Consider the following 24,613-nt stretch of genomic DNA (forward strand, 5'->3'; position numbering starts at 1 on the left):
TACATCTTCAGTTTTTAATATGCATTATCCTGCGCAAAACCGCTTCGCACTTTTGCTGGAAATGTTTTAGTTTGAAGCATGTCTTCGAGTCTTTCCCCCAGTTCCGACCAACAGTCAGCAGAGCAATCTGGCCATCTTGGCTGGTTTTTTCGCGGTACGCGCCGAATCGTGAGCGTGCCTGCCATTTTACTGATGAGTTCGTTCATCGGCTTTTCAGGGCTTGCAATTGAAAGCGGCATAACAGCAGGGCAGGCGGTGTTTATGACACTGACCATTTGGGCTCTGCCTGCAAAGGTCGTACTCATTGGTGCGATCAGCGCCGGGGTATCAATCCCAGCAGCGGCCTTGGCTGTCGGGTTGTCGTCTGTTCGCCTTATGCCGATGGTTGTCGCGCTTTTACCGGAATTGAAAGGCCCAAAGACACGCAAGCTGACACTTGCGGCCCTATGCCATTTTGTGGCGGTGACGGCCTGGGTCATGGCAATGGAAGAGCTGCGTAATGTGCCGCGCACGATGCGGACCAGCTATTTTGCAGGCATCGGCACTGTTCTTGTCGGCACGAATGCGCTTGTGGTCGCCCTGGTTTATATGCTGTCGGCATCTTTTCCACCTGTAGTGTTTGCAGCGCTTTTCATGCTCACGCCGATGTATTTTCTAACATCGCTCTGGAGATCGGCGCGCGAACGGGCAGGGCAGATTGCGATGGTTTCGGGCATCGTGCTTTTCCCGATCTTCCACCAGTTTGCACCGGGCTATGATCTGCTTCTGACTGGTGTTTTCGGCGGGCTGATTTCATTCGCCTTTCACCGCTCGCGCAAGGCGAGCAAGGAGGCTCTGCAATGAATTGGGACAGTTATTCCGATTGGTGGTGGCCGCTTGTATTCATCCTGCTTGCAGGAGCACTTCCGACATACATCTTCCGCGTCATGGGAGTGGTTGTCGGTGGCCGGGTACGTGAGGATTCGGAGGTTCTGGTGTTTGTGCGCTGTGTTGCGACGGCACTGGTTGCAGGCGTGATCGCACAGCTTATTCTGTATCCGAACGGGGAGCTCGCAAACTCCCCGATGTGGCTTCGTGTTGGATCGGCAGCTGCCGGATTCGTCGCTTATCTTATCGCGGGCAAGCGCTTGCTTGTCGGTATTGTGGTGGCTGAAGCGCTGCTGATTGCCGGATTGTTGAGCTTATAAAGACGATTCTTATCAAAGTGCTGCGCGGATTTTCTCAGCATTTGCTGTAAGAACGGCTGCGTCTGCCATTTTTCCGGTGTGAGGCTTCAGTTCTACGCCTTCAAAACGCGGGATGACGTGGAAGTGCAGGTGGTAAACTGTCTGGCCTGCTGCCGGTTCGTTAAACTGAATGACAGTGACGCCATCCGCGTCAAAAGCCTTCTTCACGGCATTTGCGATCTTCTGCACGGCTTTGATGGCTTCGGCGAGCGCTTCCGGCTTTGCATCAAGCAGGTTGCGTGAAGGGGCTTTTGGAACAACCAGCGTGTGGCCGGTTCCCTGCGGCATGACATCCATGAATGCCACAACATCATCCGTTTCATAGACGCGCGTTGACGGAATCTCGCCGCGCAGGATTTTTGCAAAGATGTTGTTGTCATCATAGGTGGCGGACATGCTGTTCTCTCCAGTTCAGTCTCTTATTCGGTTGTTATCGTCATGCCTGCTTGAAGGGCGTGTGCTCTTCCAGTGCTGCATGTATCTGATCGACTTCTCGCCGTTCACGTTCCAGATAGTCGCTGACAGCGCGGCGGAAACCTTTATGCGCAATATAATGCGCGGAATGGGTCGTAACAGGCACATAGCCACGCGCAAGCTTGTGCTCGCCTTGTGCACCTGCTTCCACAACCCGTAATTTGCGATCAATCGCGAAGTCTATCGCCTGATGGTAGCACACCTCAAAATGGAGGTATGGGTGATCCTCGATGCAGCCCCAGTGACGTCCATAAAGTGTATCGCTGCCGATGAAATTGATCGCACCGGCAATGTAACGACCATTACGTTTCGCCATGACCAGCAGGATATCCTGCGCCATCGTTTCGCCAATCAGCGAGAAAAACTTGCGGTTGAGATAGGGGCGGCCCCACTTGCGGCTGCCTGTATCAATATAGAATTCATAAAAGTCATCCCAGACCGATTCCGTCAACTCCTTGCCGGTCAGCCAGTCGATTTCGATGCCTTCTGAAAGCGCCTCTCGGCGTTCTTTTTTGAGAGCTTTACGTTTTCTCGACACAAGCTCATTTAGAAAATCATCATAATCGGAAAAGCCATTGTTTATAAAATGAAACTGCTGATCGGTTCGATGCAGAAAACCGGCTGCTTCGAGCGATGAAATCTCGGTCTGAGGCGCGAATGTAACGTGAGCAGAAGAAGCGCCTGTTTGATCAGTGAGTTGCCGCAGTCCCGTCGCGAGAGCAACCTGGATGGCTTCGGGTTCAAACTCCCGATGGTGAAGCAGGCGCGGGCCAGTTGCGGGTGTGAACGGAACTGATGCCTGAAACTTGGGGTAGTAACGCCCGCCTGCGCGTTCAAAAGCATCTGCCCAGTCGTGGTCGAATACATATTCGCCCTGACTATGGCCTTTCAGGTAATTGGGAATTGCCCCGATAAGATACCCCTGATCGTCCTCGAGGCGGAGATAGTGAGGCAACCAGCCAGCCTGTTGTGACACGGAGCCTGACTGTTCCAGCGCTAGAAGAAATGCGCGGGAAATAAACGGATTATAATTGCCATCCTGCCGGGAAGTTCCGGCAAGATGGTTCCATTCGTCTTCCGAAAAGTCGCCAACGCTTTCAACGATGCGAAGAGCGAAGCTTTGCTCAGTCTGCTTCTCGTCGTCACTCATGGCGAAATGTCCTGTTAAGCGACCAGTGCGTGCGGATCGAAGCCTTCAAAGGTGATCTGATCCACGTTGAGATCGCTATGCTTTTTCATTTCTGCATCGCGTACTGTCCAGCTGATAACCGGAAGGGCGAGCTTTTCACGAACGAAGCTGACGAATGGGTTCGGCAGGTGATGCACATTATAGGATACGAAGGAAATCTGATGCGCGAGCATTGAGAAATGTGCTTCGAAATCCTTTGTACGCGTGCCTTCTGCGGTCAGGCCTCCCGGGATGCCGGGAGCGTCGCTTGCAAACAGTCGAACCAGATGATGGTCGAAAGACATGATTGCAGCTTGGCCCTTATAAGAAGCGAGTTCTTTTGCAACAGCCGCCACGAGACCATCGTCGCGGCCTTCAATGCCCTTCAGCTCAATCACGACAGGCACGCGGCCAGCAATCAGATCAAGCATCTGTTTGAGCGTTGGCGCGCGATCAGCAGTGCCGCCAATATGAAGCTCAGTAGCCTCTGCGAGCGTCAGATCGCTGATACGGCCTTCGCGCCCGGTAAGGCGCTTGAGGTCGTCATCATGAAACACGATGACGCCGCCGTCTTTGGTCAGATGCACGTCGCATTCAATTGCAAAGCCAGCTTTCGCTGCTGCATCAAAGGCTGCGAGTGTGTTTTCCCAGCGCTCTTTATTGAGATCGTGGAGGCCACGATGCGCAATTGGCTGTTTCTTGAGCCATTCAGGAGATGACATTATGCAACCTCGATGATTGCTTCGATTTCAACCGGTGCATTCAGCGGCAGGCTTGCAACGCCGACAGCTGAGCGGGCGTGTTTGCCAGCATCGCCGAGGACAGCGACGAGAAGATCTGATGCGCCATTGGCAACCAGATGCTGTTCAACGAAATCAGCTGTCGAGGAAACGAACACTGTGATCTTTACGATGCGCTTGATCTTGTTCAGATCGCCAAGAGCAGCCTTTGCCTGTGCGAGAATATTGACGGCGCAGGCGCGTGCTGCGGCCTGGCCGTGAGCAACCGTCAGCGCATCGCCGATCTGACCAGTGTGAATGAGCTTGCCGTTTTCCAGTGGAAGCTGGCCTGAAGTCAGCAACAGAGGGCCGGTTTGCGCGAAAGGCACATAGTTTGCAGCCGGTGCTGCAGCTTCCGGTAAAGATATACCCAGATTTTTAAGACGGCTGTCGATTGTGTCGGTCATTCCATTAATCCTTGCTAACTTAATGCCTTTCGCACCCGATACATTAAATAGAATCGGTGAAGCTTTTGGGGAGGGTGCGTTTTTTGCCTCGCTTCCGCCACGAGTTTTTTTATCATGCTCCTCAATAGATCGGGAGATTCATGTATGCGTTTTTTGAGAATGGCATTTGCGGCGACTGGAGCGGCAGTTTGTGTTTGGGGTGGTTCGGCAACGATTGCCAATGCTGCTTCGACGGTAACGTTGGTTCCGCATCGCGCAGTGTATGATCTCACATTGGATCGTGCCGATGAGAAATCCGGGATTAGTGGCCTGACGGGGCGTATGGTCTATGAGTTCAATGGCTCGGCTTGCGAAGGCTATACGACGAATTTTCGCTTTGTGACGCGCATCGATATGGATGAGCAGCCGCAACGCGTGACCGATCAGCAGACGACAACGTTTGAAAGCGGCAACGGCAAGGATTTCCGTTTCGTCAACAAAACCTTCGTTGACAAGGAACTGGTCAAGGAAGTTCGTGGCGATGCCAAGGTTGCAGATGGCAAGACCCTTGTTGAACTGACCAAGCCGAAGGAGAACAAGCTCGATCTCAAGGCGACGCAGTTTCCGACGATGCATATGGAAGAGCTGATCGCCAAAGCGGCAGCTGGTGAAAAGTTCTATCAGACGTCTCTTTATGATGCGTCAGAAGATGCGGACCGCGTTGTCTCGACGACGGTTGTCGTTGGTAAGGAGCAGGAAGCCAAGAACGACGAAACCAAAGCCATGGGCAAGTTCACGAAGGACAATGTCTGGCCGGTGACGATCTCCTACTTCGATGACAAGGAAAAACAGGACGGTCTTCCAATCTATCGCATCAACTTCAAGCTTTACAAAAACGGCATCACCCGCGACTTGACTATGGATTACGGTGATTTCGCCATGCGTGGAAAGCTGGTTAAGCTTGATGTCTATGATGACAAAGCACCCAAAGCGGATTGCAAATAGGTCGTTTGCCACAGCCTTTGGCGTTATAATGGTCGCAAGGCTTGCATTTATTGGCGTGTTGGTTTAACAGCGCGCCTATTCCACACACGGGATTGGGCTTTTGCAGGGAGAAATCCTGCCTCAGCCTCCGGTGGCGAGCAATCGCCTCAGCCCGTGGAGGTTCAACCGGAAAAGGAAAATACAGATGGCATTGCCTGAATTCAGCATGCGTCAGCTTCTGGAAGCTGGTGTTCACTTCGGTCACCAGACCCACCGCTGGAACCCAAAGATGGCTCCTTACATCTATGGCGACCGCAACAACATCCACATTCTTGATCTGTCCCAGACCGTTCCTCTGCTGCACAACGCGCTGAAGATCGTTTCGGACACCGTTGCTCGCGGCGGTCGCGTTCTGTTCGTTGGTACGAAGCGCCAGGCTTCGGACATCATCGCTGACGCAGCAGCTCGTTCGGCTCAGTACTACGTCAATGCACGCTGGCTCGGCGGCATGATGACCAACTGGAAGACGATCTCAAACTCGATCCAGCGTCTGCGCAAGCTCGACGAAATTCTCGCTGGCGACGCTCAGGGTTACTCGAAGAAGGAACGCCTGAACCTCGAACGCGAACGCGAAAAGCTTGACCGCGCTCTCGGCGGCATCAAGGACATGGGTTCGGTTCCTGACCTGATGTTCATCATTGACACCAACAAGGAAGCAATTGCTATCCAGGAAGCCAAGCGTCTTGGTATTCCAGTTGTTGCGGTTATCGATTCGAACTGCGATCCAGACCAGATCGACTTCCCAATCCCAGGCAACGACGACGCTGCACGCGCTATTTCGCTCTATTGCGATCTGGTTGCTCGCGCTGCTCTCGACGGTATTGCACGTCAGCAGGGCGCTCTCGGCATCGACGTTGGCGCACAGGCTGAAGCTCCTATCGAGCCAGCTCTCGAAGCTCCAGCTGAAGGCGCATAATCAGCGCTCATGAATTTCATCCATCCGTCACATGACGGGTGGATAACTTCATTCGTTCCGATGCAATGAGCGTCGGTTAAAAGTTGGCACACCCATTCGGTGTGCCTTCGCTTTCGTGAAAGGCGACACAATGAGCATTTCCGCATCACAGGTTAAAGAACTCCGCGAACTGACCGGCGCAGGCATGATGGACTGCAAGGCAGCGCTTGCTGAAACCAACGGCGACGTAGAAGCCGCTGTTGATTGGCTGCGCGCCAAGGGTATTGCTAAGGCTGACAAGAAGGCTGGCCGTACGGCTGCTGAAGGTCTGGTTGGCGTTGCTGCTTCCGGCAACAAGGCTGTTGTCGTTGAAGTCAACTCCGAAACCGACTTCGTTGCTCGTAACGACGCTTTCCAGGATCTCGTCCGCAAAATCGCTCAGGCTGCTCTTTCGACCGACGGTTCGTCTGAAGCAGTTGCTGAAGCAAACATCGACGGCAAGTCCGTTACGCAGGTTGCTAAGGACGCAGTTGCTACCATTGGTGAAAACATCAGCTTCCGTCGTTCGGCAGCTCTTGAAGTTTCCAAGGGTGCAGTTGCTACCTACATCCACAACGGTGTTTCGGATGGCCTCGGCAAGCTCGGCGTTCTCGTTGCAATCGAAACCGAAGGCAATGCAGAAGCTGCAACGGCGTTCGGTCGTCAGGTTGCGATGCACGTTGCTGCTATCAACCCACTCGCTCTGACCGCTGCTGACGTTGATCCAGCTGCTGCAGAACGCGAAAAGGCGATCTTCATCGAGCAGGCTCGTGAATCGGGCAAGCCAGATGCAATCATCGAAAAGATGATCGAAGGCCGTATGCGCAAGTTCTATGAAGAAGTTGTTCTTCTTTCGCAGGCTTTCGTTATCAATCCTGATCTGACTGTGGAAGCTGCCCTCAAGGAAGCTGAAAAGTCGATCGGCGCTCCTGCTAAGATCACTGGCTTTGCACGTATCGCTCTCGGTGAAGGCATCGAGAAGGAAGAAAGCGATTTCGCTGCTGAAGTTGCTGCTGCAGCCAAGGGCTAATTCGTCTTTTCATCTGAAAAGGCTTTTGATTATGAAGGGCATCGCGTGACAACGCGGTGCCCTTCGTGTATCGGAACCCCAATACTAACAGTTGATCACAATCTGCGGAGAACACTCCATGTCCGTTAAGTCCGCCTATAAACGCGTTCTTTTGAAAGCCTCGGGCGAGGCATTGATGGGCAGTCAGGGCTTTGGCATCGATGTTTCGGTTGCTGACCGCATTGCCAATGATATCAAACAAGCGCGGGAACTTGGTGTTGAGGTGGGCGTCGTTATTGGCGGCGGAAATATTTTCCGTGGCGTAGCGGTTGCATCGAAGGGCGGCGATCGCGTGACAGGCGACCATATGGGGATGCTTGCCACCGTGATCAATTCGCTGGCGCTGCGTACTTCGCTTCACAAGATCGGCGTGGATGCGGTTGTTCTCTCCGCCATAGCAATGCCTGAAATTTGCGAGAGCTTCTCGCAGCGACAGGCAACTGCTTATATGGACGAGGGCAAGGTTGTGATCTTTGCAGGCGGCACGGGCAATCCTTTCTTCACGACAGATTCTGCGGCAGCTCTGCGTGCAGCTGAAGTGGGCGCCGATGCGCTTCTTAAAGGTACTCAGGTTGACGGCATCTATTCCGCCGATCCGAAGAAAGACCCAACCGCAACGCGATTTGACGCGCTTACGCACAAGGAAGTTCTTGATCGCGGGCTTGCCGTCATGGATACAACGGCGGTCGCCCTTGCACGCGAGAACAACATTCCGATAATAGTCTATTCCATCCATGAAAACGGCGGCTTGGCCGAAATTCTACAAGGCAAAGGACGCTGCACGATCGTTTCCGATAATTGATCGGCGTATTGATCGTTTGTCTTGTCGCGCACTGAAGGAGAACATGCATGAGCGATGTTTTTGACATCAACGACCTGAAGCGACGCATGGAAGGCGCTGTTAATGCCCTGAAGCATGACCTTGGTGGTCTGCGTACGGGTCGCGCTTCTGCAAGCTTGCTCGAACCAATCACGATTACGGCTTACGGATCTGAAATGCCGATCAATCAGGTTGCCAATATTACGGTACCTGAATCGCGTATGCTGTCAGTTTCCGTATGGGATAAGACCATGGTTGGCGCTGTAGAGCGTGCGATTCGTGATTCCGGTCTCGGCCTTAATCCGATTACTGACGGTATGACGTTGCGTATTCCTTTGCCGGAGCTCAACGAACAGCGCCGCAAGGAACTGGTCAAGATTGCGCATCAGTATGCGGAACAGGGTCGTATTGCAGTCCGTCACGTTCGTCGTGACGGTATGGATACGCTGAAGAAGCTCGAGAAAGACGGCGATATCAGCCAGGATGACAGCCGTGGTCTTTCTGAGAAGGTTCAGAAGCTCACCGATGATACGATCGCTGAAATGGATAAGATCGTTTCGGTCAAGGAAGGTGAGATCATGCAGGTCTAGTTTCCTGATTTTGGAGCGCGCGAATTCTTTTTTCAGAAAAGTGCGGCTTTGAAAGCATGGGCTACTAGAAACAAGTTGTTGCCAGTGTCTGGTAAGTTATGAAATTCTGATTGTGTTTTTCAAAGCGCTACAGATTTATGACGTTAGGCACTGGCTGTGCATGATTTACCAATGAGGAGAGCTTCGCCATGTCCGATCCGCGCCACATAGCCATTATTATGGATGGCAATGGCCGTTGGGCGAAGGCACGCGGTTTGCCGCGCAGCGCCGGTCACAGGGCCGGTGTCGAAGCTTTGCGTGAGACGGTGAGGGGCGCTGGCGACCGCGGCCTTGGCTATCTTACCCTCTTTGCATTCTCGTCAGAAAACTGGTCGCGCCCAAGCGGTGAAGTCGGCGATCTCATGGGATTGCTGAAGCTTTTTATCCGCCGCGATCTTGCCGAACTGCATCGTAATAATGTGCGCGTGCGCATTATTGGTGAGCGCGAAGGGCTGGCCGCAGACATTTGCAGCCTGCTTGGCGAAGCAGAATCTCTGACCCGCCATAATAGCGGCCTTAACCTCATTATCGCTTTCAACTATGGTTCTCGCGATGAAATCGTCCGCGCGGTGCAAAGCCTTGCGCGTGATGTGGCGGCTGGCCGTCTTGACCCATCATCGATTTCTGCGGAGCTGATCTCCGCCAATCTGGACACGGCCGGTATTCCCGATCCGGATTTGATTATCCGTACCAGTGGCGAAATGCGCCTGTCTAATTTTCTGCTTTGGCAGGCAGCCTATGCAGAATTTCTGTTCGTTCCTGGCCACTGGCCAGACTTCAAGCCTGCCGATCTTGATGCGGCTTATGAGGTCTTCCGTCAGCGCGAGCGCCGTTTTGGTGGTGTAGAGGTGCGTGACAAGCTCGAAGAGTGTTCACCTGCAATCGAATGCACTTCAGCAAAAGGTGCAGCGGTTTGATGCGGCCTGGCCGCATAGAGTGCCGTGCGGCCGGTGGGGCGCACAAAGGCCGCTCTAACAGTTTAGGTTAGCCGAAAGGTATCAATGTCAAATCTGCAAACTCGCATTCTGACCGCCATCGTTCTCGGCGCTGCAGCTCTCTGGCTGACCTGGGTAGGCGGACTGGGTTTCACGCTTTTTTCCATCGCGATCGGTTTGGCGATGTTTTATGAGTGGACGGAACTCAGTGCGACAAAGCAGACGTCCTTTTCCCGCCTCTTTGGCTGGGCTTGGCTTATTCTCACATTTATTCTTCTTGTGCTTGATCGTAGCGCGCTGCTGACTATCGGGGCGCTGCTTGCAGGTTCAATTGTTCTTCTCGTAACTCAGTGGAAGACCGGGCGTGGTTGGCCCGCTGCAGGCCTCTTTTACGCCGGTTTTTCTGCAATTTCGCTTTCGCTGCTTCGAGGCGATGAGCCGTTCGGTTTCACAACTATCTGCTTTCTTTTTGCCGTCGTATGGTCCACCGACATCGCAGCCTATTTCAATGGGCGCGCTCTGGGCGGACCGAAACTGGCGCCGCGTTTTTCACCAAACAAGACATGGTCTGGTGCTTTAGGCGGAGCCGCTGCTGCAGTTGCGGGTGGTATTCTGGTTGCATCGCTCGTTGCACCTCCCGGAAGCTGGGTTGTGCCATTGCTGGCATTGCTGCTGTCGATTGTTTCGCAGATTGGCGATCTCGCAGAATCATGGGTGAAGCGTCAGTTCGGTGCAAAGGATTCGGGCCGCCTTCTGCCAGGACACGGCGGCGTTCTGGATCGGGTTGACGGACTTGTTGCGGCTGCTGCACTTTTGTACATCTTCGGTGCGATTATTGCCGAGCCAGATGTTCCGTCTGCAATTTTCTTTAGTTTCTGATGCGTGTGAATTCGTAGGAGTGGTGATTTGCAGGAGGCTCTGGCCTTTTTTATCGGCAGCGAAAGTCTGCTTGTAGGAACGATAATTCCATTTCTATTTGTACTGACGGTTGTCGTCTTTGTGCATGAAATGGGCCACTATCTCGTTGGACGCTGGTGCGGCATCGGTGCGAGTGCCTTTTCCATCGGCTTCGGACCCGAACTGATCGGTTTCACCGACAAGCATGGCACGCGTTGGAAGCTTTCTGCGATTCCGCTCGGCGGCTACGTGAAGTTTTTGGGTGATGAGAGCGCCACAAGCTCACCTGTGGGTGTGGATAACTCCAATCTCAGTGCAGAAGAACAGAGCAGGGCATTTCATACCCAGCCTGTCTGGAAACGTGCCGCGACTGTTTTTGCAGGTCCCGCCTTCAACATCATTCTTACGGTTGTCATCTTTAGCGTGTTCTTTGCGCTTTATGGTCGGCAGATCGCTGATCCGCTTGTTGCTGGTGTTCAGCCCGGTAGCCCGGCTGCTGAAGCTGGTTTTGAGCCGGGCGACCGCTTTATCAGTGTTGAGGGACAGAAAATCACAACTTTCTCCGATGTTCAGCGGATAGTTTCTGGTCGCTCAGGTGATGAGTTAGACTTTACCGTTGAACGCGGCGGCAAGATGGTCGATTTGAAAGCGACACCTGCCCTTGTCGAACGCACTGATCCGCTGGGTAACAAGGTCAAGATGGGCGCTATCGGCGTGGAAACTACGCAGGCGGTCGGTAATTTTCGACGCATTGAGTATGGTCCGCTCGAATCAGTGGGGCAGGCGATTGTCGAAACCGGGCACATCATCAGCCGGACTGGTGAGTTTTTTCAACGCTTTGCCGTTGGCCGTGAAGATAAGTGCCAACTCGGCGGTCCAGTTAAAATTGCCAATATGGCTGGCAAAGCCGCAAGCCAGGGATTCGACTGGCTTATCCAGCTGACAGCCATGCTTTCCATTGGTATTGGGCTTTTGAACCTGTTTCCGTTGCCACCATTGGATGGCGGACATTTGGTTTTTTATGCTGTGGAAGCAATCAAGGGCAGCCCAGTGTCTGTTGGGGCACAGGAAATTTTTTATCGTGTTGGGTTCCTCGTTGTGATGGGATTCATGGGGTTCGTACTTTTCAACGACCTGTTTGCCTGCTAGATCACTGTCCGGCTGGCAAACGGGGAGCCGGGTCGCGCTGCTGATTGGCGAGACTCTCCACCGTAAGGAGCGCAACGTGTGGCGGAAGCCGTACGGAGGCGTTAATCAGAAATGAACATTGGGAGTGAGGACTGGAAAAGCGTAGTGATCTGTTTACCATAACAGTTAAATCGCGTGGCGCGGATGCCACGCCGGTTGTTTAAGTAAACAGTTTTTAACCGCGACGCTTGCTTGTATAGAAAAACCGGCTATTACGGTTGTATCTATACGTGCATTTCTGGGAAATTCGCCCCGGGGACAGAAAGAAACGAAGGTTCGGAAAGCCTATGACGGCAAGTTCTAAATTCTTTGGCGCCGCTTCAGCGCTCGCCATGTCGGTGGCTCTTGTAGCTTCGGGTACTGCTGCGCTCTCTCTGGCATCGATCAATGCTGCTGAGGCTGCGGTCGTCAATCGCATTGAAGTTCGCGGTAATACGCGCGTCGATGCTCAGACAATCCGTGACAACATCGACATTCGCCCGGGCAAAGCTTTCAACAGCAATGATATTGATGCTGCTGTTAAGCGCTTGTTCGCAATGGGGCTGTTCTCGGACGTGCGCATCAACCAGTCGGGTGGTTCGCTGATCGTTCAGGTGAGCGAGCGCCAGGTTGTGAACAATGTTCTCTTCCAGGGCAACAAGAAGGTCAAAGATCCTGATCTGGCTCGTGCTGTTCAGCTTAAAGCCCGTTCGCCGTTTGATGCGGCAACGATGGAAGCTGATAAGGAAGCCATCAAGGGTGCATATGCTCATATCGGCCGCAGCGATGCGACTGTAAACGCTCGCACTGTTGATCTCGGTCAGGGTCGCGTGAACGTGGTTTATGAAATCACTGAAGGTTCGCGCACGAAGATCGCCAGCATCAATTTCGTTGGTAACAGCGCATACAGCGCCCGTCGTCTGCGTGACGTGATCTCCACAAAGCGTTCGAACCCGCTTTCGTGGCTGACCCGTAATGACGTTTACGATGAAGGTCGTCTGCAGGCTGACGAAGAAACGCTACGCCGCTTCTACTACAATCGCGGTTATGCAGATTTCCGCGTACTGTCATCGAATGCGGTTCTGAATCCATCGACCAACGAATACGACATCACCGTTACGGTTGATGAAGGTCAGCGCTATACCTTTGGTAATGTCAGCGTCGAAAGCACCGTTGATGGCGTTGATACGCAGTCGCTCGGTCATTTGGTCAAGACCCGCGAAGGTAAGCCTTACAGCGCCAAGGAAATCGAAGACTCCGTTCTTGCGGTTACCGAAAACGTTGCTGGTAGCGGTTACGCTTTCGCCAAGGTTGAGCCACGCGGCGACCGCGACTTCGACAATCACACAATCTCGGTTGTTTATAGCGTTGATCAGGGTCCACGCGCTTACGTTCAGCGCATTGAAATCCGCGGCAACGACAAGACGCGCGACTACGTGATTCGTCGTGAATTCGACATGAACGAAGGCGACGCCTTCAATCAGGTCATGGTTCAGCGCGCTAAGCGCCGTCTTGAAGCTCTCGACTTCTTCCAGACCGTCAATATCTCGACTGCTCCAGGCTCCGAGCCAGATCAGGTTATCCTGGTGGTTGACGTTGTCGAAAAGTCGACCGGTGAGTTCTCGATCGGTGGTGGTTACACGACCGGCGGAGAATCGCCAGGTGCGCAGGTTGAAGCTGCGATTACCGAGCGTAACTTCCTTGGTCGTGGTCAGTTTATCCGAATCAGTGCTGGTGCAGGTCAGGACGAAATGCGTAACTACGCACTGTCGTTCACTGAGCCTTACTTCCTCGGTTATCGCATGTCGGCCGGTTTTGACGTATTCCGTCGTTCGTACCGCGTAGACAACGGTGGTCGTTATGACGTTCAGCAGACGGGTGGTACGATCCGCTTCGGCCTGCCGATTACTGACAACTTCTCGGCTGGTCTGGCCTATAACCTGGTTCAGGAAAAGTACGACCTGTACGTTTCTGACCAGAATGGCAATCCAGATCCTAACTATTATGCTCCAGCACTTATTGAAGCTGCTGAGCATAGCCCATGGCTGCGTTCGTCGATCAGCTACTCGCTGACGTATAACTCGATCGACGACATGAAGAACCCACATGAAGGTCTTTATGCCAAGTTCACGCAGGAATTCGCAGGTCTTGGTGGCGACGCGAAGTATCTGAAGACGACTTTCAAGGGTAACTACTACACCACGCTTATGCAGGAAGCCGACATTGTCGGTATGCTGGGTGTTGGCGGTGGTTACATCCACGAATTTGGTAGTGACGGCGTTCGTATCTTCGATCTGTTCAAGAACAACACCGACATTATCCGCGGCTTCAAGTTCAACGGTATTGGTCCTTATCAGGATGCTGCTAACGGCAACCGTTACTGGATGGGTGGCACCACCTACTTCAGCGGTACTGCTGAAGTTCAGTTCCCGATGCCGCTCGTTCCAGAAAGCCTTGGTATCCGTGGTGCTCTGTTCGCAGACGCTGCAACCTTGTACGGAAACGATACCCCGGGCGTCTTGGGCGATGACAAGAAACTCCGCGCTTCGGCTGGTGTGAGCTTGATGTGGGCTTCTCCATTCGGTCCGCTCCGCTTCGACTATGCGTTCCCGATTGCAAAGGCTGACACCGATAAGGTTCAGAATTTCAACTTTGGTGTTTCGACCAAGTTCTAATAGATTTGCCTTTTCCCGGGGCAGACATGCCCCGGGCAAGAAAGTGCTTTGATGGCAGATCCCATTTTCTTCAAGCCTTCTCGTGACCTCACGATTGGCGATATTGCTGATTTTACCGGTGCAAGCCTTCGCAACCCGAAGCTTGCACCGCGTTCTGTTGCGCGTCTGGCGTCATTGAATGACGCGAGTGATGATGCCCTCGTATTTGTCGATGGTAAGAAGAACGCACAGGCTCTTGCTGGCATAAAAGCCGCAGGTGTTTTGTGTTCTGAAGATGTTGCTGACAGCGTGCCTTCCGGTGTTGCTACGCTTGTAACCAGAAATCCACAACGCGATTTTTCGTCCGTTGGGCGAATGTTGTTTCCTGTTTCTGTGCGGCCTGAAAGCTGGCTCGGGGAAACGGGCGTTTCGCCAGCTGCTTATGTGCATCCTACTGCATCGATTGAGGCGGGTGCTACGATTGAAGCAGGCGCAGTCATCGGCAAAGGTGTGAGCATAGGCACAGGAACGCTTATTGCGGCGACAGCTGTGGTCGGTGAAGGCTGCCAGATCGGCCGCGATAGCTATATTGCGCCGGGCGTTGCTGTTCAGTTCGCTATGATCGGTAATCGCGTATCCCTGCATCCGGGTGTCCGTATAGGGCAGGACGGATTTGGCTATGTTCCCGGTCCTAGAGGCCTTGAAAAAGTCCCTCAACTCGGCCGCGTCATCCTTCAGGATGACGTTGAGATTGGTGCGAACACCACGATCGACCGTGGCGCTTTGAGCGACACTGTTATCGGTGAGGGCACCAAGATCGATAATCTGGTGCAAATCGCACACAATGTGCGTATTGGCCGGTTTTGTATCGTTGCCGCGCATTGCGGTATTTCGGGAAGTTGCGTGATCGGTGACCAGACGATGCTTGGAGGCCGCGTTGGTCTTGCGGATCATCTGGTTATTGGTTCGCGCGTGCAGATTGCCGCAGCAAGCGGTGTGATGAATGACATACCCGATGGCGAGCGTTGGGGGGGCTTCCCCGCTCGTCCTATTAAACAATGGTTCAGGGATATCGCAAATATCCGGAGCATCGGGAAACCAAAAAAGGAGCAATCCTCTGATGAGTGAAACTAATCAGAAGCTGGAAGTTGCAGATATTCAGGCTGTTCTGCGTGCGCTCCCGCATCGTTATCCATTTTTGCTGATTGATCGCATCATTAATATCAATGGTGATGAGTCTGCGACTGGCATCAAGAATGTCACGATCAATGAGCCGCATTTTACGGGTCATTTTCCCGACAAGCCGATTATGCCAGGTGTTCTCATCATTGAGGCCATGGCGCAGACGGCAGGCGCGATCACTGTTCTCAATCAGGGCTCTGACGCGCCAAGCCTCGTCTATTTCATGACAATCGACAAAGCCAAGTTCCGTCGTCCAGTTGTTCCTGGTGATCAGCTTCACCTTCACGTGAAGAAGGTTAAACAACGCGGAAATATCTCTAAATTTGAGTGCGTGGCTGAAGTTGATGGCGTAAAGGTTGCCGAAGCTGAAGTCGCCGCAATGGTTGGCGTAGCCGAAGAGAAGGCATGAGTACTTCAATGAAGGAAACTTTTATCCACCCTACCGCTCTCGTGGAGCCGGGTGTGGAACTTGGACAGGGCGTTTCCGTCGGTCCTTTTTGTCACGTTCAGTCCGGCGCCGTTATCGGCGATAATTCTGAACTGATGAGCCATGTTGTTATTAGCGATGCTGTTCGTCTTGGCGCCAATGCCAAGGTTTATCCGCACGCTGTTTTGGGTTGCGATCCACAGAACGGTAAGCACAAGGGCGGCCCGACGACGCTAGTTGTTGGCGATAACTGCCTTGTCCGCGAAGGTGTCACCATGCACCGCGGTTCTGACAGCAGTCGTGGTTACACGAGCGTTGGCAACAATTGCCAGTTTCTCGCCTATGCACACGTCGCGCATGATTGCGATGTCGGCGATCACGTCACATTTGCTAACAACGTTATGATTGGTGGCCACGTCGAAATCGGTCATCACGCCATTCTCGGCGGCGGTTCTGCTGTTCACCAGTTCACGCGTGTTGGCCATCATGCTTTTGTTGGCGGTATGGCGGCACTGGCCCATGATCTCATTCCTTACGGCAGTGCGATCGGCAACCATGCTTATCTCGGCGGTCTGAACATCATCGGAATGAAGCGTTCCGGTATGCAGCGCAAGGATATCCATAATCTGCGTCATGCAGTCCACATGCTGTTTGACCGAACCAAGCCGGTGCGTGAGCGTGCACAGGATGTGCTTAAGGCTATTCCTGATTCTGATGGTGTGGCTGATCTTATCTCCTTCATTCTGGTGGAAAATAAGCGCGCTTATTGCACGCCGCCGCTTGGCTCATCGGTAGGTGGAGCGATGGATGACGGCGACGACGATTGATAGCGCGACAAGCGCGGTAAAGCGTCAACGCACAGCCATTATTGCTGGCAATGGCCTTTTGCCGATAAAAGTAGCTGAAGCTCTGAAGGCGGATGGAAATCCGCCTTTTATGCTTCCACTGCGTGGTGAGGCTGACGCCTCGCTCTATGAATATGAACATCAGGAAATCGCAGCTATTGATTTTGGCATGCTCATCCGTGCCATGCGGTCGGCTGGCGTCACTCAAGTTGTCCTTGCCGGTGGCCTTCGTAACCGTCCGCATCTGAGTGATCTTAAACTCAATCTCCCGACGATAAGGGCTGTGCGCTATGTTCTGACCGCGCTCGGTCAAGGCGATGATGCGTTACTGCGTGCATTCATGCGCCTGCTTGAGCGCTATGGCTTCAAGATGGTCGGAGCGCATGAAGTTGTTCCTGATCTTCTCTCACCGACACCGCCGAGAGCGATCACGCGTCTGACGCCCGATTCCCGCGAACGCCGGAACGTTTTGCTCGCTATGGAAGCTGCGCTTCGTCTTGGCGAATTGGATGTCGGGCAGGGTGCAATTGCTGCAGGTGGCCGGGTTGTGGCGCTTGAAGGTGCAGAAGGCACCGATCAGATGATCGAGCGTGTTTACGCGCTTCGTCAGGCAGGTCGTATTCCCAAGCGTGGCGGCGTACTTGTCAAAATGGCCAAGCCAAGACAGGATGAGCGCGCAGATTTGCCGGCAATCGGCGTATCGACAGTGGAGAACGCAGCCCGTGCTGGCTTGTCCGGTATTGCGATTGAAGCTGGTCGCACTTTCATTCTCGGCCTTGGTGAAACCATGGCTGCGGCCAATGAAAAAGGTCTTTTCATTGAGACGATCAGTCGAAACCAAAGGGACTTAGCACGTTGAGCAAAACCAGCCGGCCATTGAAAATTGCGATCGTGGCCGGAGAGGAATCCGGCGATCTCCTCGGTGCTGATTTGGTTGATGCTCTTCGCGGCCAGACAGATCGGCTCGTCGATATCGTTGGTGTTGGTGGTGACCATCTTGCTGAACGTGGATTGAAAACCTTCTTTGACCCGCATGAAATAGCCTTGATGGGGCTTGGTGCTATTCTCAAGAATCTGCCTGGGCTTATTCTGCGTATAAATCAGACAGCAAAGCGGATCGTTGCAGAAAAGCCTGATTGTGTTTTGCTCATCGACAGCCCGGAATTCACGCATCGTGTTGCAAAAAAAATCCGCGCAGCCAGTCCTTCAATTCCAATCGTAAAATATATCGCTCCGAGTGTCTGGGCCTGGCGTCCGCAGCGCGCCAAAGCGATGCGTGCCTATGTCGACCATGTGCTCACGGTATTGCCGTTTGAAGTTGAGGTCATGAAGCGGCTTAACGGCCCGCAATCGACCTATGTCGGACATCGTCTCAGTAGCTACGCGCCGATTGTGAAAGTACAGGCTGCACAGCGCGACGCTGAAGCGCAACGCTGGCCTGATGGCTCACGCTGCCTGTTGTTGCTTCCCGGATCGCGCCGTGGCGAAATCCAGACGCTTATGGAACCCTTCGGCAAGGCTGTAGAAGAGCTGTCAAAGCGTGTCGAAAAGCTTGAGGTCATTCTACCTACATTGCCGCGCATTGAGGAAATGGTGCGTGAGCTTTCCAAGGATTGGGCTGTTAAGCCGCTTATCGTGACCGGTGATGAAGCCAAGTGGGATGCCTTTGCGCGTGCAGATGCAGCACTGGCTGCGTCGGGTACTGTCTCGCTGGAGCTTGCACTGTCGCGCATCCCGACCATTTTGTCATACAAGGCTGATTGGTTTGCACGCCAGTTTCTGCTGTCCAAGATCACGATCTGGAGTGCGGCTCTTCCGAACATTATCGCTGACGAACCCGTTGTACCGGAGTTTTTCAATGAATCGGTGAGGCCGGGTAATCTTGCCCGTTATGTCGATAAGCTTATGCAGAAAAGTGCGTCGCGTCAGGCGCAGCTTGATGGCTTTGATAAAGTGATATCAATAATGGCCACGGAGCGACCTTCCGGCGAGATCGGAGCAAAGGTCTTGCTCGATCTGGCCGAGAACGGCAGAAAACGCTGAACTCAAATTGAGAACAAACAAAAACCCCGGCAAATTGCCGGGGTTTTCTGTATTCTGGGATAGGATTATTTGCGCTTTGCAACTGGCACGTAATCGCGTTCTGGAGCACCAGTATAGAGCTGGCGCGGACGACCGATCTTCTGCTGTGGATCTTCGATCATTTCCTTCCACTGAGCGACCCAGCCGACGGTGCGGGCGAGGGCGAACAGAACCGTAAACATTTCGGTTGGGAAGCCGAGAGCCTTCAGCGTGATGCCGGAGTAGAAGTCGATGTTTGGATAGAGCTTCTTTTCGATGAAATATTCATCGGTAAGAGCGATCTTTTCGAGTTCCAGAGCTACGTCGAGAAGCGGATCGTCCTTGATGCCGAGTTCGCCGAGAACTTCATGGCAGGTCTTCTGCATGATCTTGGCGCGCGGATCGTAGTTCTTGTAAACGCGATGGCCGAAGCCCATCAGACGGAACGGATCGTTCTTGTCTTTGGCGCGAGCAATGAATTCCGGAATGCGGTCAACAGAACCGATTTCAGCCAGCATGTTGAGCGCTGCTTCATTTGCGCCGCCATGTGCAGGGCCCCAGAGGCAGGCAACGCCAGCAGCGATACATGCAAATGGGTTTGCGCCTGACGAACCAGCGAGACGAACGGTCGATGTCGAAGCGTTCTGTTCGTGGTCAGCGTGCAGAATGAAGATGCGGTCCATGGCGCGTGCCAGAACCGGATTGACCTTGTAATCTTCGCAAGGAACGCCAAAGCACATGTGCAGGAAGTTCGACGCGAAATCGAGGTCGTTCTTCGGATACATGAATGGCTGGCCAATGTGATACTTATAGGCCATTGCAGCGAGCGTAGGCAGCTTGGCGATCAGACGGATCGAAGCAACCATGCGCTGATGCGGATCAGTGATATCGGTCGAGTCGTGATAGAATGCTGACATTGCGCCGACGCAGCCGACGATGACAGCCATTGGATGTGCGTCACGACGGAAGCCGGTGAAGAACTTCGTCATCTGCTCGTGGATCATCGTGTGACGGGTCACGCGGTAATCGAAATCGGCCTTCTGGGTTGCTGTAGGCAGTTCACCGTAAAGCAGCAGGTAGCAGGTTTCGAGGAAGTCGCCATGTTCAGCAAGCTGATCAATCGGATAGCCACGATAAAGCAGCACGCCTTCATCGCCGTCGATATAGGTGATCTTGGATTCGCAAGAAGCGGTCGAAGTGAAACCTGGATCGTAAGTGAAAGCGTGGGCGTTCTTGTAAAGTGGACCGATGTCGACGACGTCCGGCCCGACAGTGCCTTGTCGTACAGGCAGGTCGAACGTTTTGCCGTCGAGGGTAAAGCTAGCTGTCTTATCTGACATCGTGTTTCCTTTCGTGTCCACTTTGCCGCCCGTGTGGCGGCTGAATTTTAATCGTCGTTATAACTTGTCTCTTGTAACATCTATGTGTTTCCCGCCAACGCGGGAAACCGCATTATTTTTATGTGTTAGCCGTTCCCGTAGAAGAACGGATTTTCAACGCATTATCCAAACGATTTCGCCCGCCAAACTATCCCAATGATTTTGCGATGCAATGCGTAATTTGGTCTAATTAAGTCCGATTTGTCACGTCAGCGTGAATGCTAACAGTTCAAACGATTTGATCTTTTATGCGTGCAAGTGACTCTTCACGGCCGAGCACAAACAGTACGTCGAATACACCCGGAGATGTAGCCCGACCCGTAAGGGCAGCGCGCAGTGGTTGTGCTACCTTGCCAAGTTTGAGGCCTACTGTTTCTGCATGGGCCCGAACAGCCGCATCGAGCGCGTCTACGGTCCATTCGCTGACTGATTCCAAATGCGGAAGGACAGCTTTCAGAACTTCGCGACCTTCGTCGTTAAGCAGAGATGCGGCCTTCTCATCAAATACAAGCGGGCGCTTTGCGAAGATAAACTTCGTACCATCAGCAAGCTCCACCAGTGTCTTTGCGCGATCTTTAAGGCCCGGCATTGCGGTGAGAAGCTGAGCGCGACCCTTTTCATCAAGGGAGGCTTCCAGTTCTTTGCCGCCTTCGATTTCCGGCAATACGGCAATCAGCGCATCAAACAGAGCCTTGTCGTCGCTTGCGCGCATGTAAAGGCCGTTGATGGCTTCGAGCTTCTGGAAGTCAAAGCGCGCAGCACCTTTGTTGATGTCGGTGACGTCAAACCACTCGATCATCTGTTCGGTCGACATGATTTCGTCGTCACCATGGCTCCAGCCAAGACGGACGAGATAGTTGCGAAGCGCTTCCGGCAGATAACCCATGGCGCGATAGGCATCGACGCCCAGCGCACCATGACGCTTGGAGAGCTTGGCTCCGTCTGCACCATGAATAAGCGGAATATGCGACATCTGAGGGACTTCCCAGCCCATCGCATCGTAGATCACGGTCTGGCGTGCCGCATTGGTCAGATGGTCGTCGCCACGAATGATGTGGGTGACGCCCATGTCGTGGTCGTCCACGACAACCGCGTGCATATAGGTCGGTGTGCCGTCGGAGCGCAGGATGATGAAATCATCAAGGTCTTTGTTCGGGAAGCGAACATCGCCCTGAACAGCATCGCGTACAAGGGTTTCACCTTCGCGTGGTGCCTTGATTCTAATAACGGGCTTTACGCCTGCAGGTGCCTCCGAAGGATCGCGGTCACGCCAGCGGCCATCATAGCGCGGCGGACGACCTTCAGCGCGTGCCTTTTCGCGCATTTCTTCGAGCTCTTCCGGCGTTGCATAGCAATAATAGGCTTTGCCATCTGCAACCAGTTCTTCGGCCACTTCACGGTGACGTGGAGCGCGCTCAAACTGAGAAATTGCATCGCCATCCCAATCAAGACCAAGCCAGTTCAGGCCGTCCAGAATTGCGGCTGTGGCTGCATCGGTGGAGCGTTCGCGATCGGTATCTTCGATGCGCAGCAGCATCTTGCCGCCGGTGTGCTTTGCGTAAAGCCAGTTAAAAAGAGCCGTGCGAGCTCCGCCAATATGCAGATAACCCGTGGGCGAAGGGGCAAAACGGGTGACGACCGGTTTCGACATGACAGCTCCACTGTGTCAGAGCCTCGCGGGACTGCGGCAGGACGCCGAGGGCGAGGCAGAATTAGAGTATATAGTGCCCGTTTGATTGTGTTCTACAGGCAATCGGGGTTCTCGACGCGAACCCTCTCGATTTTGGCTGGCGTTCATGTAGCATAGGTAGCACAGCGCGCAAGGGCTTGACGTCCCTTTCGCACCGATCCGGTATTCTTCTTTAGGTTAGCGGGGAGCACTTTTGCAGTCAGGCGGGGGCATGACGGGCACAAGGGAAGCACAGGAGATCAGCGAACGGACATTTGTCAAAGACATGCCAGATGGTTTGGCTCGCGCTTTGATGCCCGCTCCGTGGGCTCCGGATGAACACGAAAAAATTTATCCTATTGCCCTGCCAGAGCGAGTTCTAACGCCTTCTGAACGCGCGCGCGTTCTACTAGACGCCGCGTGGTTGAACTTAAGCAGAGCGCTGAGTCGGGAAGTGGGGCGCGGGATATTCTTCCTTCTGTTTCCCGTGATGATGGGTGTGGGAGCAGTTGTCTATTTCACGCTTTCTTTCGAGCCTGACTGGGTGCCGCTCCTTTCGATCGTGACAGCGGTCTTTATATTGCGTTTTTTTGTGCGCAAACGCTTCTTGCTATCGCAATTGCTGACGCTCGTCGTGGCTCTGCAGCTTGGCATGATAGCGGGGAAATTTGAGACTGAACGACAAAGCACGCAATTGTTGGGTTCAGAGGTTGCAACGCACGTTACCGGCGGAGTGGCTGGTCTCGAATATCGCGACAATGGCAGTTGGCGTGTGACGCTTGATCTGCTTGAAACGCAAAGGCCGAAACTTCGCTACGCACCGCACCGCATCCGCATTACTGCACGCGACATACCGGCCAAGACGACTATTGGTAGCGGGCTAACCGGCTTTGCGCGCCTGAGGGTGCCTTCGGGACCTGTGCGGCCGGGGAATTACGATTTTGCCTTCCATGCCTATTTCGGCGGTATCGGTGCCAACGGTTTCTTTCTTGGAACACCAAAGATTGCCGATGTGCCAGGACCGACCGACATGACGGCAAAAATTGCGAGTTCCATTGCTCAGTTACGCGTGCATGTTTCCGAACGTATTGCGGAAGTGCTCTCTGGTGAGGATGGCAGTGTTGCCGCTGCGCTCATAGCGGGTGAGCGAGCAGGGATCAGCGAAGAAACGAATGAGGATCTGCGCAAGGCAGGTCTGGCGCATATCCTGTCAATTTCCGGCCTGCATATGGTGCTGGCCGCTGGCGTTGTGATGATGTCGTTGAGATCGCTGTTTGCTCTGATGCCGGGGTTTAGCGCCCGATATCCGGTCAAAAAGTTTGCGGCTTTTCTCTCGCTTCTAAGCTGCACATTTTATCTCGCCATGTCGGGTGCGGATGTTGCAGCACAGCGCAGTTACGTCATGATTGTCGTGATGCTCTGCGCATTGCTGGATGACCGTGCTGCCATCAGTATGCGCAATTTGGCGATTGCGTCTGTCGCGATGATTGCAATTTCTCCGCATGAAATTCTTGGTCCGAGTTTTCAGATGTCTTTTTCGGCGACTGCGGGATTGATTGCTGCATTTGCATGGTGGAGCGACAGGAAAGCACGTAATCAAACGGCCAATGAAAATCGACGTTCTAACCCACGCGGGTTCGTATCAAAAATGCTCATTCCTGCGGTGGCGACAGGAGCAACATCGATTGTTGCCGGTATAGCGAGCGGAATATTCGCCGCCTATCATTTCAACAACACCGCACCCTTAGGCCTTGTCGGAAACGTATTGGCCTTGCCGGTTATCTCGATCCTTGTGATGCCCTTTGCAGTGCTGAGCTTGGTGATGATGCCATTGCAGCTTGATTGGCTGCCACTACAGATCATGGGATTTGGTGTCCTATTGGTCAGGCATATTGCAAGTCTGGTCGCTAGCTTTTCTCCTGACGGTAATCCCGGCGTCATGCCTGCAAGCACGCTTATCCTCTGGACTGTAGCGCTTGTTATCGCGGTTGTTTCCACGACCCGGTTGCGATGGCTGGCTTTACCTTTTGTCATTGCCGGGCTTGTCGTTTTTATACGAACGCCATTGCCGGATATTCTCGTTAGCGAGGATGCAAAATTTGTGGCCGTGCGCTTGCCTGATGGTAAATTCGCAGCCAATCGCAGCAGACCGCCAAAATTCACAGGTCAAAACTGGCAGACAGCCTATTTGATCGAAACGTTTATTCCGCCGCAGATTATAAAAAAGCAGAAGCTGGTATCCGCCACTGATGCGTTTGTCTGCGAAGAGGGACTGTGTACGATCCCTTTGCGGGACGGGCGGATGTTTGCTTATACCGCGCAGGAGGAAATGAAGGACATCGCCTGCAATATTGGCGACATCGTCGTTCTTGCGATAGCAGGCAAAAATCTGAGCTGCGAGCGCCCTGATGTGCTCGTGGTGGATCGAAAAGAGCTTGCCTTAAAAGGAACGCTTGAACTCAGGTTGGGGCAGAAAAAGCCCTCGAAAGGCGAAGCTGCAACAGTTTCGGCTGTCCATGAAGTCGACAACGAAGATAAGATCTACCGATTCGAACCGGCAAAACCTCGTAAATTAGCCGGCTATGCAGATGATCTGAGCTTTGCCATTGATGCGCCCGCGAGGCCTTGGCACCTTCATCGTCTTTATTCGCGAGCAGCGCGGGGGCTAGCTGAGCGCGAATATCAAAAGAAGGCTGGCTCTGAAAAGAACTCCAAGCTCGAAGCGGCTCCAGCTTTTACAGATAAATCAGAGCCACTCTAGTTCATGGTTTTCTGGCAGACTTACAGCCATTCCAGCTAAGAATGAATCGTTGGAACCGCTGAAATTGATTGTCTTTACGCATTATCCGACGCATCGCAGCAGAAAAA

23 protein-coding genes and 1 pseudogene are annotated in these 24,613 nt (G+C 53.3%); 17 read left to right on the forward strand and 7 right to left on the reverse strand.

Annotated features, from left to right (window positions below; all coding sequences use genetic code 11):
• Positions 1-14: 14 nt before the first annotated feature.
• Positions 15-275, reverse strand: a complete 261-nt coding sequence (locus QSJ70_RS02470) for a hypothetical protein (RefSeq protein ID WP_285534738.1) — start codon at positions 273-275, stop codon at positions 15-17.
• On the opposite strand from QSJ70_RS02470, the gene QSJ70_RS02475 reads away from it, so the two are divergent.
• Together QSJ70_RS02475 and QSJ70_RS02480 are read left to right on the forward strand one after the other, a co-directional pair.
• Complete coding sequence (locus tag QSJ70_RS02475; RefSeq protein ID WP_285534729.1) at positions 193-843, forward strand: AzlC family ABC transporter permease; 651 nt, start codon at positions 193-195, stop codon at positions 841-843. The genes QSJ70_RS02470 and QSJ70_RS02475 overlap by 83 nt on opposite strands.
• Positions 840-1,187, forward strand: coding sequence for an AzlD domain-containing protein (locus QSJ70_RS02480; RefSeq protein ID WP_079211960.1), 348 nt, complete (start codon positions 840-842; stop codon positions 1,185-1,187). Before QSJ70_RS02475 ends, QSJ70_RS02480 begins: the two co-directional genes overlap by 4 nt.
• Positions 1,188-1,199: 12 nt before the next feature.
• Here QSJ70_RS02480 and QSJ70_RS02485 read toward each other — a convergent pair whose 3' ends face one another.
• From QSJ70_RS02485 to QSJ70_RS02500, 4 genes are read right to left on the reverse strand one after another with little or no spacing between them, the layout of a single operon-like run.
• Positions 1,200-1,622, reverse strand: coding sequence for an HIT family protein (locus QSJ70_RS02485; RefSeq protein ID WP_285534667.1), 423 nt, complete (start codon positions 1,620-1,622; stop codon positions 1,200-1,202).
• A gap of 40 nt (positions 1,623-1,662) precedes the next feature.
• Complete coding sequence (locus QSJ70_RS02490; protein WP_285534668.1) at positions 1,663-2,850, reverse strand: GNAT family N-acetyltransferase; 1,188 nt, start codon at positions 2,848-2,850, stop codon at positions 1,663-1,665.
• Positions 2,851-2,864: 14 nt separating this feature from the next.
• Positions 2,865-3,590 carry a glycerophosphodiester phosphodiesterase gene (locus QSJ70_RS02495; protein WP_285534669.1) on the reverse strand — a complete coding sequence of 242 codons (726 nt, stop codon included), beginning with the start codon at positions 3,588-3,590 and terminating at the stop codon, positions 2,865-2,867.
• Positions 3,590-4,054 carry a RidA family protein gene (locus QSJ70_RS02500; RefSeq protein WP_007875216.1) on the reverse strand — a complete coding sequence of 155 codons (465 nt, stop codon included), beginning with the start codon at positions 4,052-4,054 and terminating at the stop codon, positions 3,590-3,592. Before QSJ70_RS02500 ends, QSJ70_RS02495 begins: the two co-directional genes overlap by 1 nt.
• A gap of 144 nt (positions 4,055-4,198) precedes the next feature.
• Between QSJ70_RS02500 and eipB the strand changes: the two genes are divergently transcribed.
• The 14 genes and pseudogenes from eipB (at position 4,199) to lpxB (ending at position 18,679) form a co-directional block, all read left to right on the forward strand.
• A complete protein-coding gene (gene eipB / locus QSJ70_RS02505) occupies positions 4,199-5,038 on the forward strand; it encodes a cell envelope integrity protein EipB (RefSeq protein WP_079211956.1) in 840 nt (279 codons plus the stop codon).
• A 184-nt stretch (positions 5,039-5,222) separates the two neighbouring features.
• Positions 5,223-5,993, forward strand: a complete 771-nt coding sequence (rpsB, locus tag QSJ70_RS02510) for a 30S ribosomal protein S2 (protein ID WP_007875213.1) — start codon at positions 5,223-5,225, stop codon at positions 5,991-5,993.
• Positions 5,994-6,123: 130 nt separating this feature from the next.
• The gene (gene tsf, locus QSJ70_RS02515; RefSeq protein WP_064320684.1) at positions 6,124-7,041 is read left to right on the forward strand and encodes a translation elongation factor Ts; all 918 of its coding nucleotides are present in this window, start codon (positions 6,124-6,126) and stop codon (positions 7,039-7,041) included.
• A 118-nt stretch (positions 7,042-7,159) separates the two neighbouring features.
• Positions 7,160-7,882: a UMP kinase gene (gene pyrH, locus QSJ70_RS02520; protein ID WP_007875209.1), complete on the forward strand. Its 723-nt coding sequence runs from the start codon at positions 7,160-7,162 to the stop codon at positions 7,880-7,882.
• Positions 7,883-7,929: 47 nt separating this feature from the next.
• Positions 7,930-8,490, forward strand: a complete 561-nt coding sequence (frr, locus tag QSJ70_RS02525) for a ribosome recycling factor (protein ID WP_007875208.1) — start codon at positions 7,930-7,932, stop codon at positions 8,488-8,490.
• Between the two features lie 173 nt (positions 8,491-8,663).
• Positions 8,664-9,446, forward strand: a pseudogene (locus tag QSJ70_RS02530) (isoprenyl transferase); the annotation flags it as partial.
• An 84-nt stretch (positions 9,447-9,530) separates the two neighbouring features.
• Positions 9,531-10,343 (forward strand): phosphatidate cytidylyltransferase, encoded by an 813-nt coding sequence (locus QSJ70_RS02535; protein ID WP_285534670.1) that lies wholly within the window; start codon positions 9,531-9,533, stop codon positions 10,341-10,343.
• A 27-nt stretch (positions 10,344-10,370) separates the two neighbouring features.
• Entirely contained in the window at positions 10,371-11,510 is a 1,140-nt protein-coding gene (gene rseP, locus QSJ70_RS02540) for an RIP metalloprotease RseP (protein ID WP_064320682.1), read from the forward strand.
• Positions 11,511-11,836: 326 nt separating this feature from the next.
• Positions 11,837-14,203, forward strand: coding sequence for an outer membrane protein assembly factor BamA (gene bamA / locus QSJ70_RS02545; RefSeq protein ID WP_007875200.1), 2,367 nt, complete (start codon positions 11,837-11,839; stop codon positions 14,201-14,203).
• Positions 14,204-14,254: 51 nt separating this feature from the next.
• Positions 14,255-15,310 carry a UDP-3-O-(3-hydroxymyristoyl)glucosamine N-acyltransferase gene (gene lpxD / locus QSJ70_RS02550; RefSeq protein ID WP_285534671.1) on the forward strand — a complete coding sequence of 352 codons (1,056 nt, stop codon included), beginning with the start codon at positions 14,255-14,257 and terminating at the stop codon, positions 15,308-15,310.
• Entirely contained in the window at positions 15,303-15,773 is a 471-nt protein-coding gene (fabZ, locus tag QSJ70_RS02555) for a 3-hydroxyacyl-ACP dehydratase FabZ (protein ID WP_007875195.1), read from the forward strand. The genes lpxD and fabZ overlap by 8 nt, the downstream gene beginning before the upstream one ends.
• 8 nt (positions 15,774-15,781) lie before the next feature.
• A complete protein-coding gene (gene lpxA / locus QSJ70_RS02560) occupies positions 15,782-16,618 on the forward strand; it encodes an acyl-ACP--UDP-N-acetylglucosamine O-acyltransferase (protein WP_007875193.1) in 837 nt (278 codons plus the stop codon).
• Positions 16,599-17,495 (forward strand): LpxI family protein, encoded by an 897-nt coding sequence (locus QSJ70_RS02565; RefSeq protein ID WP_064320681.1) that lies wholly within the window; start codon positions 16,599-16,601, stop codon positions 17,493-17,495. The genes lpxA and QSJ70_RS02565 overlap by 20 nt, the downstream gene beginning before the upstream one ends.
• Positions 17,492-18,679 (forward strand): lipid-A-disaccharide synthase, encoded by a 1,188-nt coding sequence (lpxB, locus tag QSJ70_RS02570; protein WP_112806594.1) that lies wholly within the window; start codon positions 17,492-17,494, stop codon positions 18,677-18,679. Before QSJ70_RS02565 ends, lpxB begins: the two co-directional genes overlap by 4 nt.
• A 65-nt stretch (positions 18,680-18,744) precedes the next feature.
• On the opposite strand, the gene gltA is transcribed toward lpxB, so the two are convergent.
• Positions 18,745-20,037, reverse strand: coding sequence for a citrate synthase (gltA, locus tag QSJ70_RS02575; RefSeq protein WP_007875170.1), 1,293 nt, complete (start codon positions 20,035-20,037; stop codon positions 18,745-18,747).
• 268 nt (positions 20,038-20,305) lie between these two features.
• Positions 20,306-21,727, reverse strand: coding sequence for a glutamate--tRNA ligase (gltX, locus tag QSJ70_RS02580; protein WP_285534672.1), 1,422 nt, complete (start codon positions 21,725-21,727; stop codon positions 20,306-20,308).
• A 250-nt stretch (positions 21,728-21,977) separates the two neighbouring features.
• Here gltX and QSJ70_RS02585 point away from each other — a divergent pair, with 250 nt between their 5' ends.
• Complete coding sequence (locus QSJ70_RS02585; protein WP_285534673.1) at positions 21,978-24,506, forward strand: ComEC/Rec2 family competence protein; 2,529 nt, start codon at positions 21,978-21,980, stop codon at positions 24,504-24,506.
• Positions 24,507-24,613 lie beyond the last annotated feature (107 nt).

The organism is Brucella sp. NBRC 12950, from assembly GCF_030268145.1.
Classification (GTDB): Bacteria; Pseudomonadota; Alphaproteobacteria; order Rhizobiales; family Rhizobiaceae; genus Brucella.

What these genes read in the sequence shown, in the direction of transcription:
- QSJ70_RS02475 (WP_285534729.1), top strand. Translation starts at nt 193, where the DNA reads ATGAGTTCGTTCATCGGCTTTTCAGGGCTTGCAATTGAAAGCGGCATA.
- QSJ70_RS02470 (WP_285534738.1), bottom strand. Translation starts at nt 275, where the DNA reads ATGGTCAGTGTCATAAACACCGCCTGCCCTGCTGTTATGCCGCTTTCA.
- QSJ70_RS02480 (WP_079211960.1), top strand. Translation starts at nt 840, where the DNA reads ATGAATTGGGACAGTTATTCCGATTGGTGGTGGCCGCTTGTATTCATC.
- QSJ70_RS02485 (WP_285534667.1), bottom strand. Translation starts at nt 1,622, where the DNA reads ATGTCCGCCACCTATGATGACAACAACATCTTTGCAAAAATCCTGCGC.
- QSJ70_RS02490 (WP_285534668.1), bottom strand. Translation starts at nt 2,850, where the DNA reads ATGAGTGACGACGAGAAGCAGACTGAGCAAAGCTTCGCTCTTCGCATC.
- QSJ70_RS02495 (WP_285534669.1), bottom strand. Translation starts at nt 3,590, where the DNA reads ATGTCATCTCCTGAATGGCTCAAGAAACAGCCAATTGCGCATCGTGGC.
- QSJ70_RS02500 (WP_007875216.1), bottom strand. Translation starts at nt 4,054, where the DNA reads ATGACCGACACAATCGACAGCCGTCTTAAAAATCTGGGTATATCTTTA.
- eipB (WP_079211956.1), top strand. Translation starts at nt 4,199, where the DNA reads ATGCGTTTTTTGAGAATGGCATTTGCGGCGACTGGAGCGGCAGTTTGT.
- rpsB (WP_007875213.1), top strand. Translation starts at nt 5,223, where the DNA reads ATGGCATTGCCTGAATTCAGCATGCGTCAGCTTCTGGAAGCTGGTGTT.
- tsf (WP_064320684.1), top strand. Translation starts at nt 6,124, where the DNA reads ATGAGCATTTCCGCATCACAGGTTAAAGAACTCCGCGAACTGACCGGC.
- pyrH (WP_007875209.1), top strand. Translation starts at nt 7,160, where the DNA reads ATGTCCGTTAAGTCCGCCTATAAACGCGTTCTTTTGAAAGCCTCGGGC.
- frr (WP_007875208.1), top strand. Translation starts at nt 7,930, where the DNA reads ATGAGCGATGTTTTTGACATCAACGACCTGAAGCGACGCATGGAAGGC.
- QSJ70_RS02535 (WP_285534670.1), top strand. Translation starts at nt 9,531, where the DNA reads ATGTCAAATCTGCAAACTCGCATTCTGACCGCCATCGTTCTCGGCGCT.
- bamA (WP_007875200.1), top strand. Translation starts at nt 11,837, where the DNA reads ATGACGGCAAGTTCTAAATTCTTTGGCGCCGCTTCAGCGCTCGCCATG.
- lpxD (WP_285534671.1), top strand. Translation starts at nt 14,255, where the DNA reads ATGGCAGATCCCATTTTCTTCAAGCCTTCTCGTGACCTCACGATTGGC.
- fabZ (WP_007875195.1), top strand. Translation starts at nt 15,303, where the DNA reads ATGAGTGAAACTAATCAGAAGCTGGAAGTTGCAGATATTCAGGCTGTT.
- lpxA (WP_007875193.1), top strand. Translation starts at nt 15,782, where the DNA reads ATGAAGGAAACTTTTATCCACCCTACCGCTCTCGTGGAGCCGGGTGTG.
- QSJ70_RS02565 (WP_064320681.1), top strand. Translation starts at nt 16,599, where the DNA reads ATGACGGCGACGACGATTGATAGCGCGACAAGCGCGGTAAAGCGTCAA.
- gltA (WP_007875170.1), bottom strand. Translation starts at nt 20,037, where the DNA reads ATGTCAGATAAGACAGCTAGCTTTACCCTCGACGGCAAAACGTTCGAC.
- gltX (WP_285534672.1), bottom strand. Translation starts at nt 21,727, where the DNA reads ATGTCGAAACCGGTCGTCACCCGTTTTGCCCCTTCGCCCACGGGTTAT.
- QSJ70_RS02585 (WP_285534673.1), top strand. Translation starts at nt 21,978, where the DNA reads ATGACGGGCACAAGGGAAGCACAGGAGATCAGCGAACGGACATTTGTC.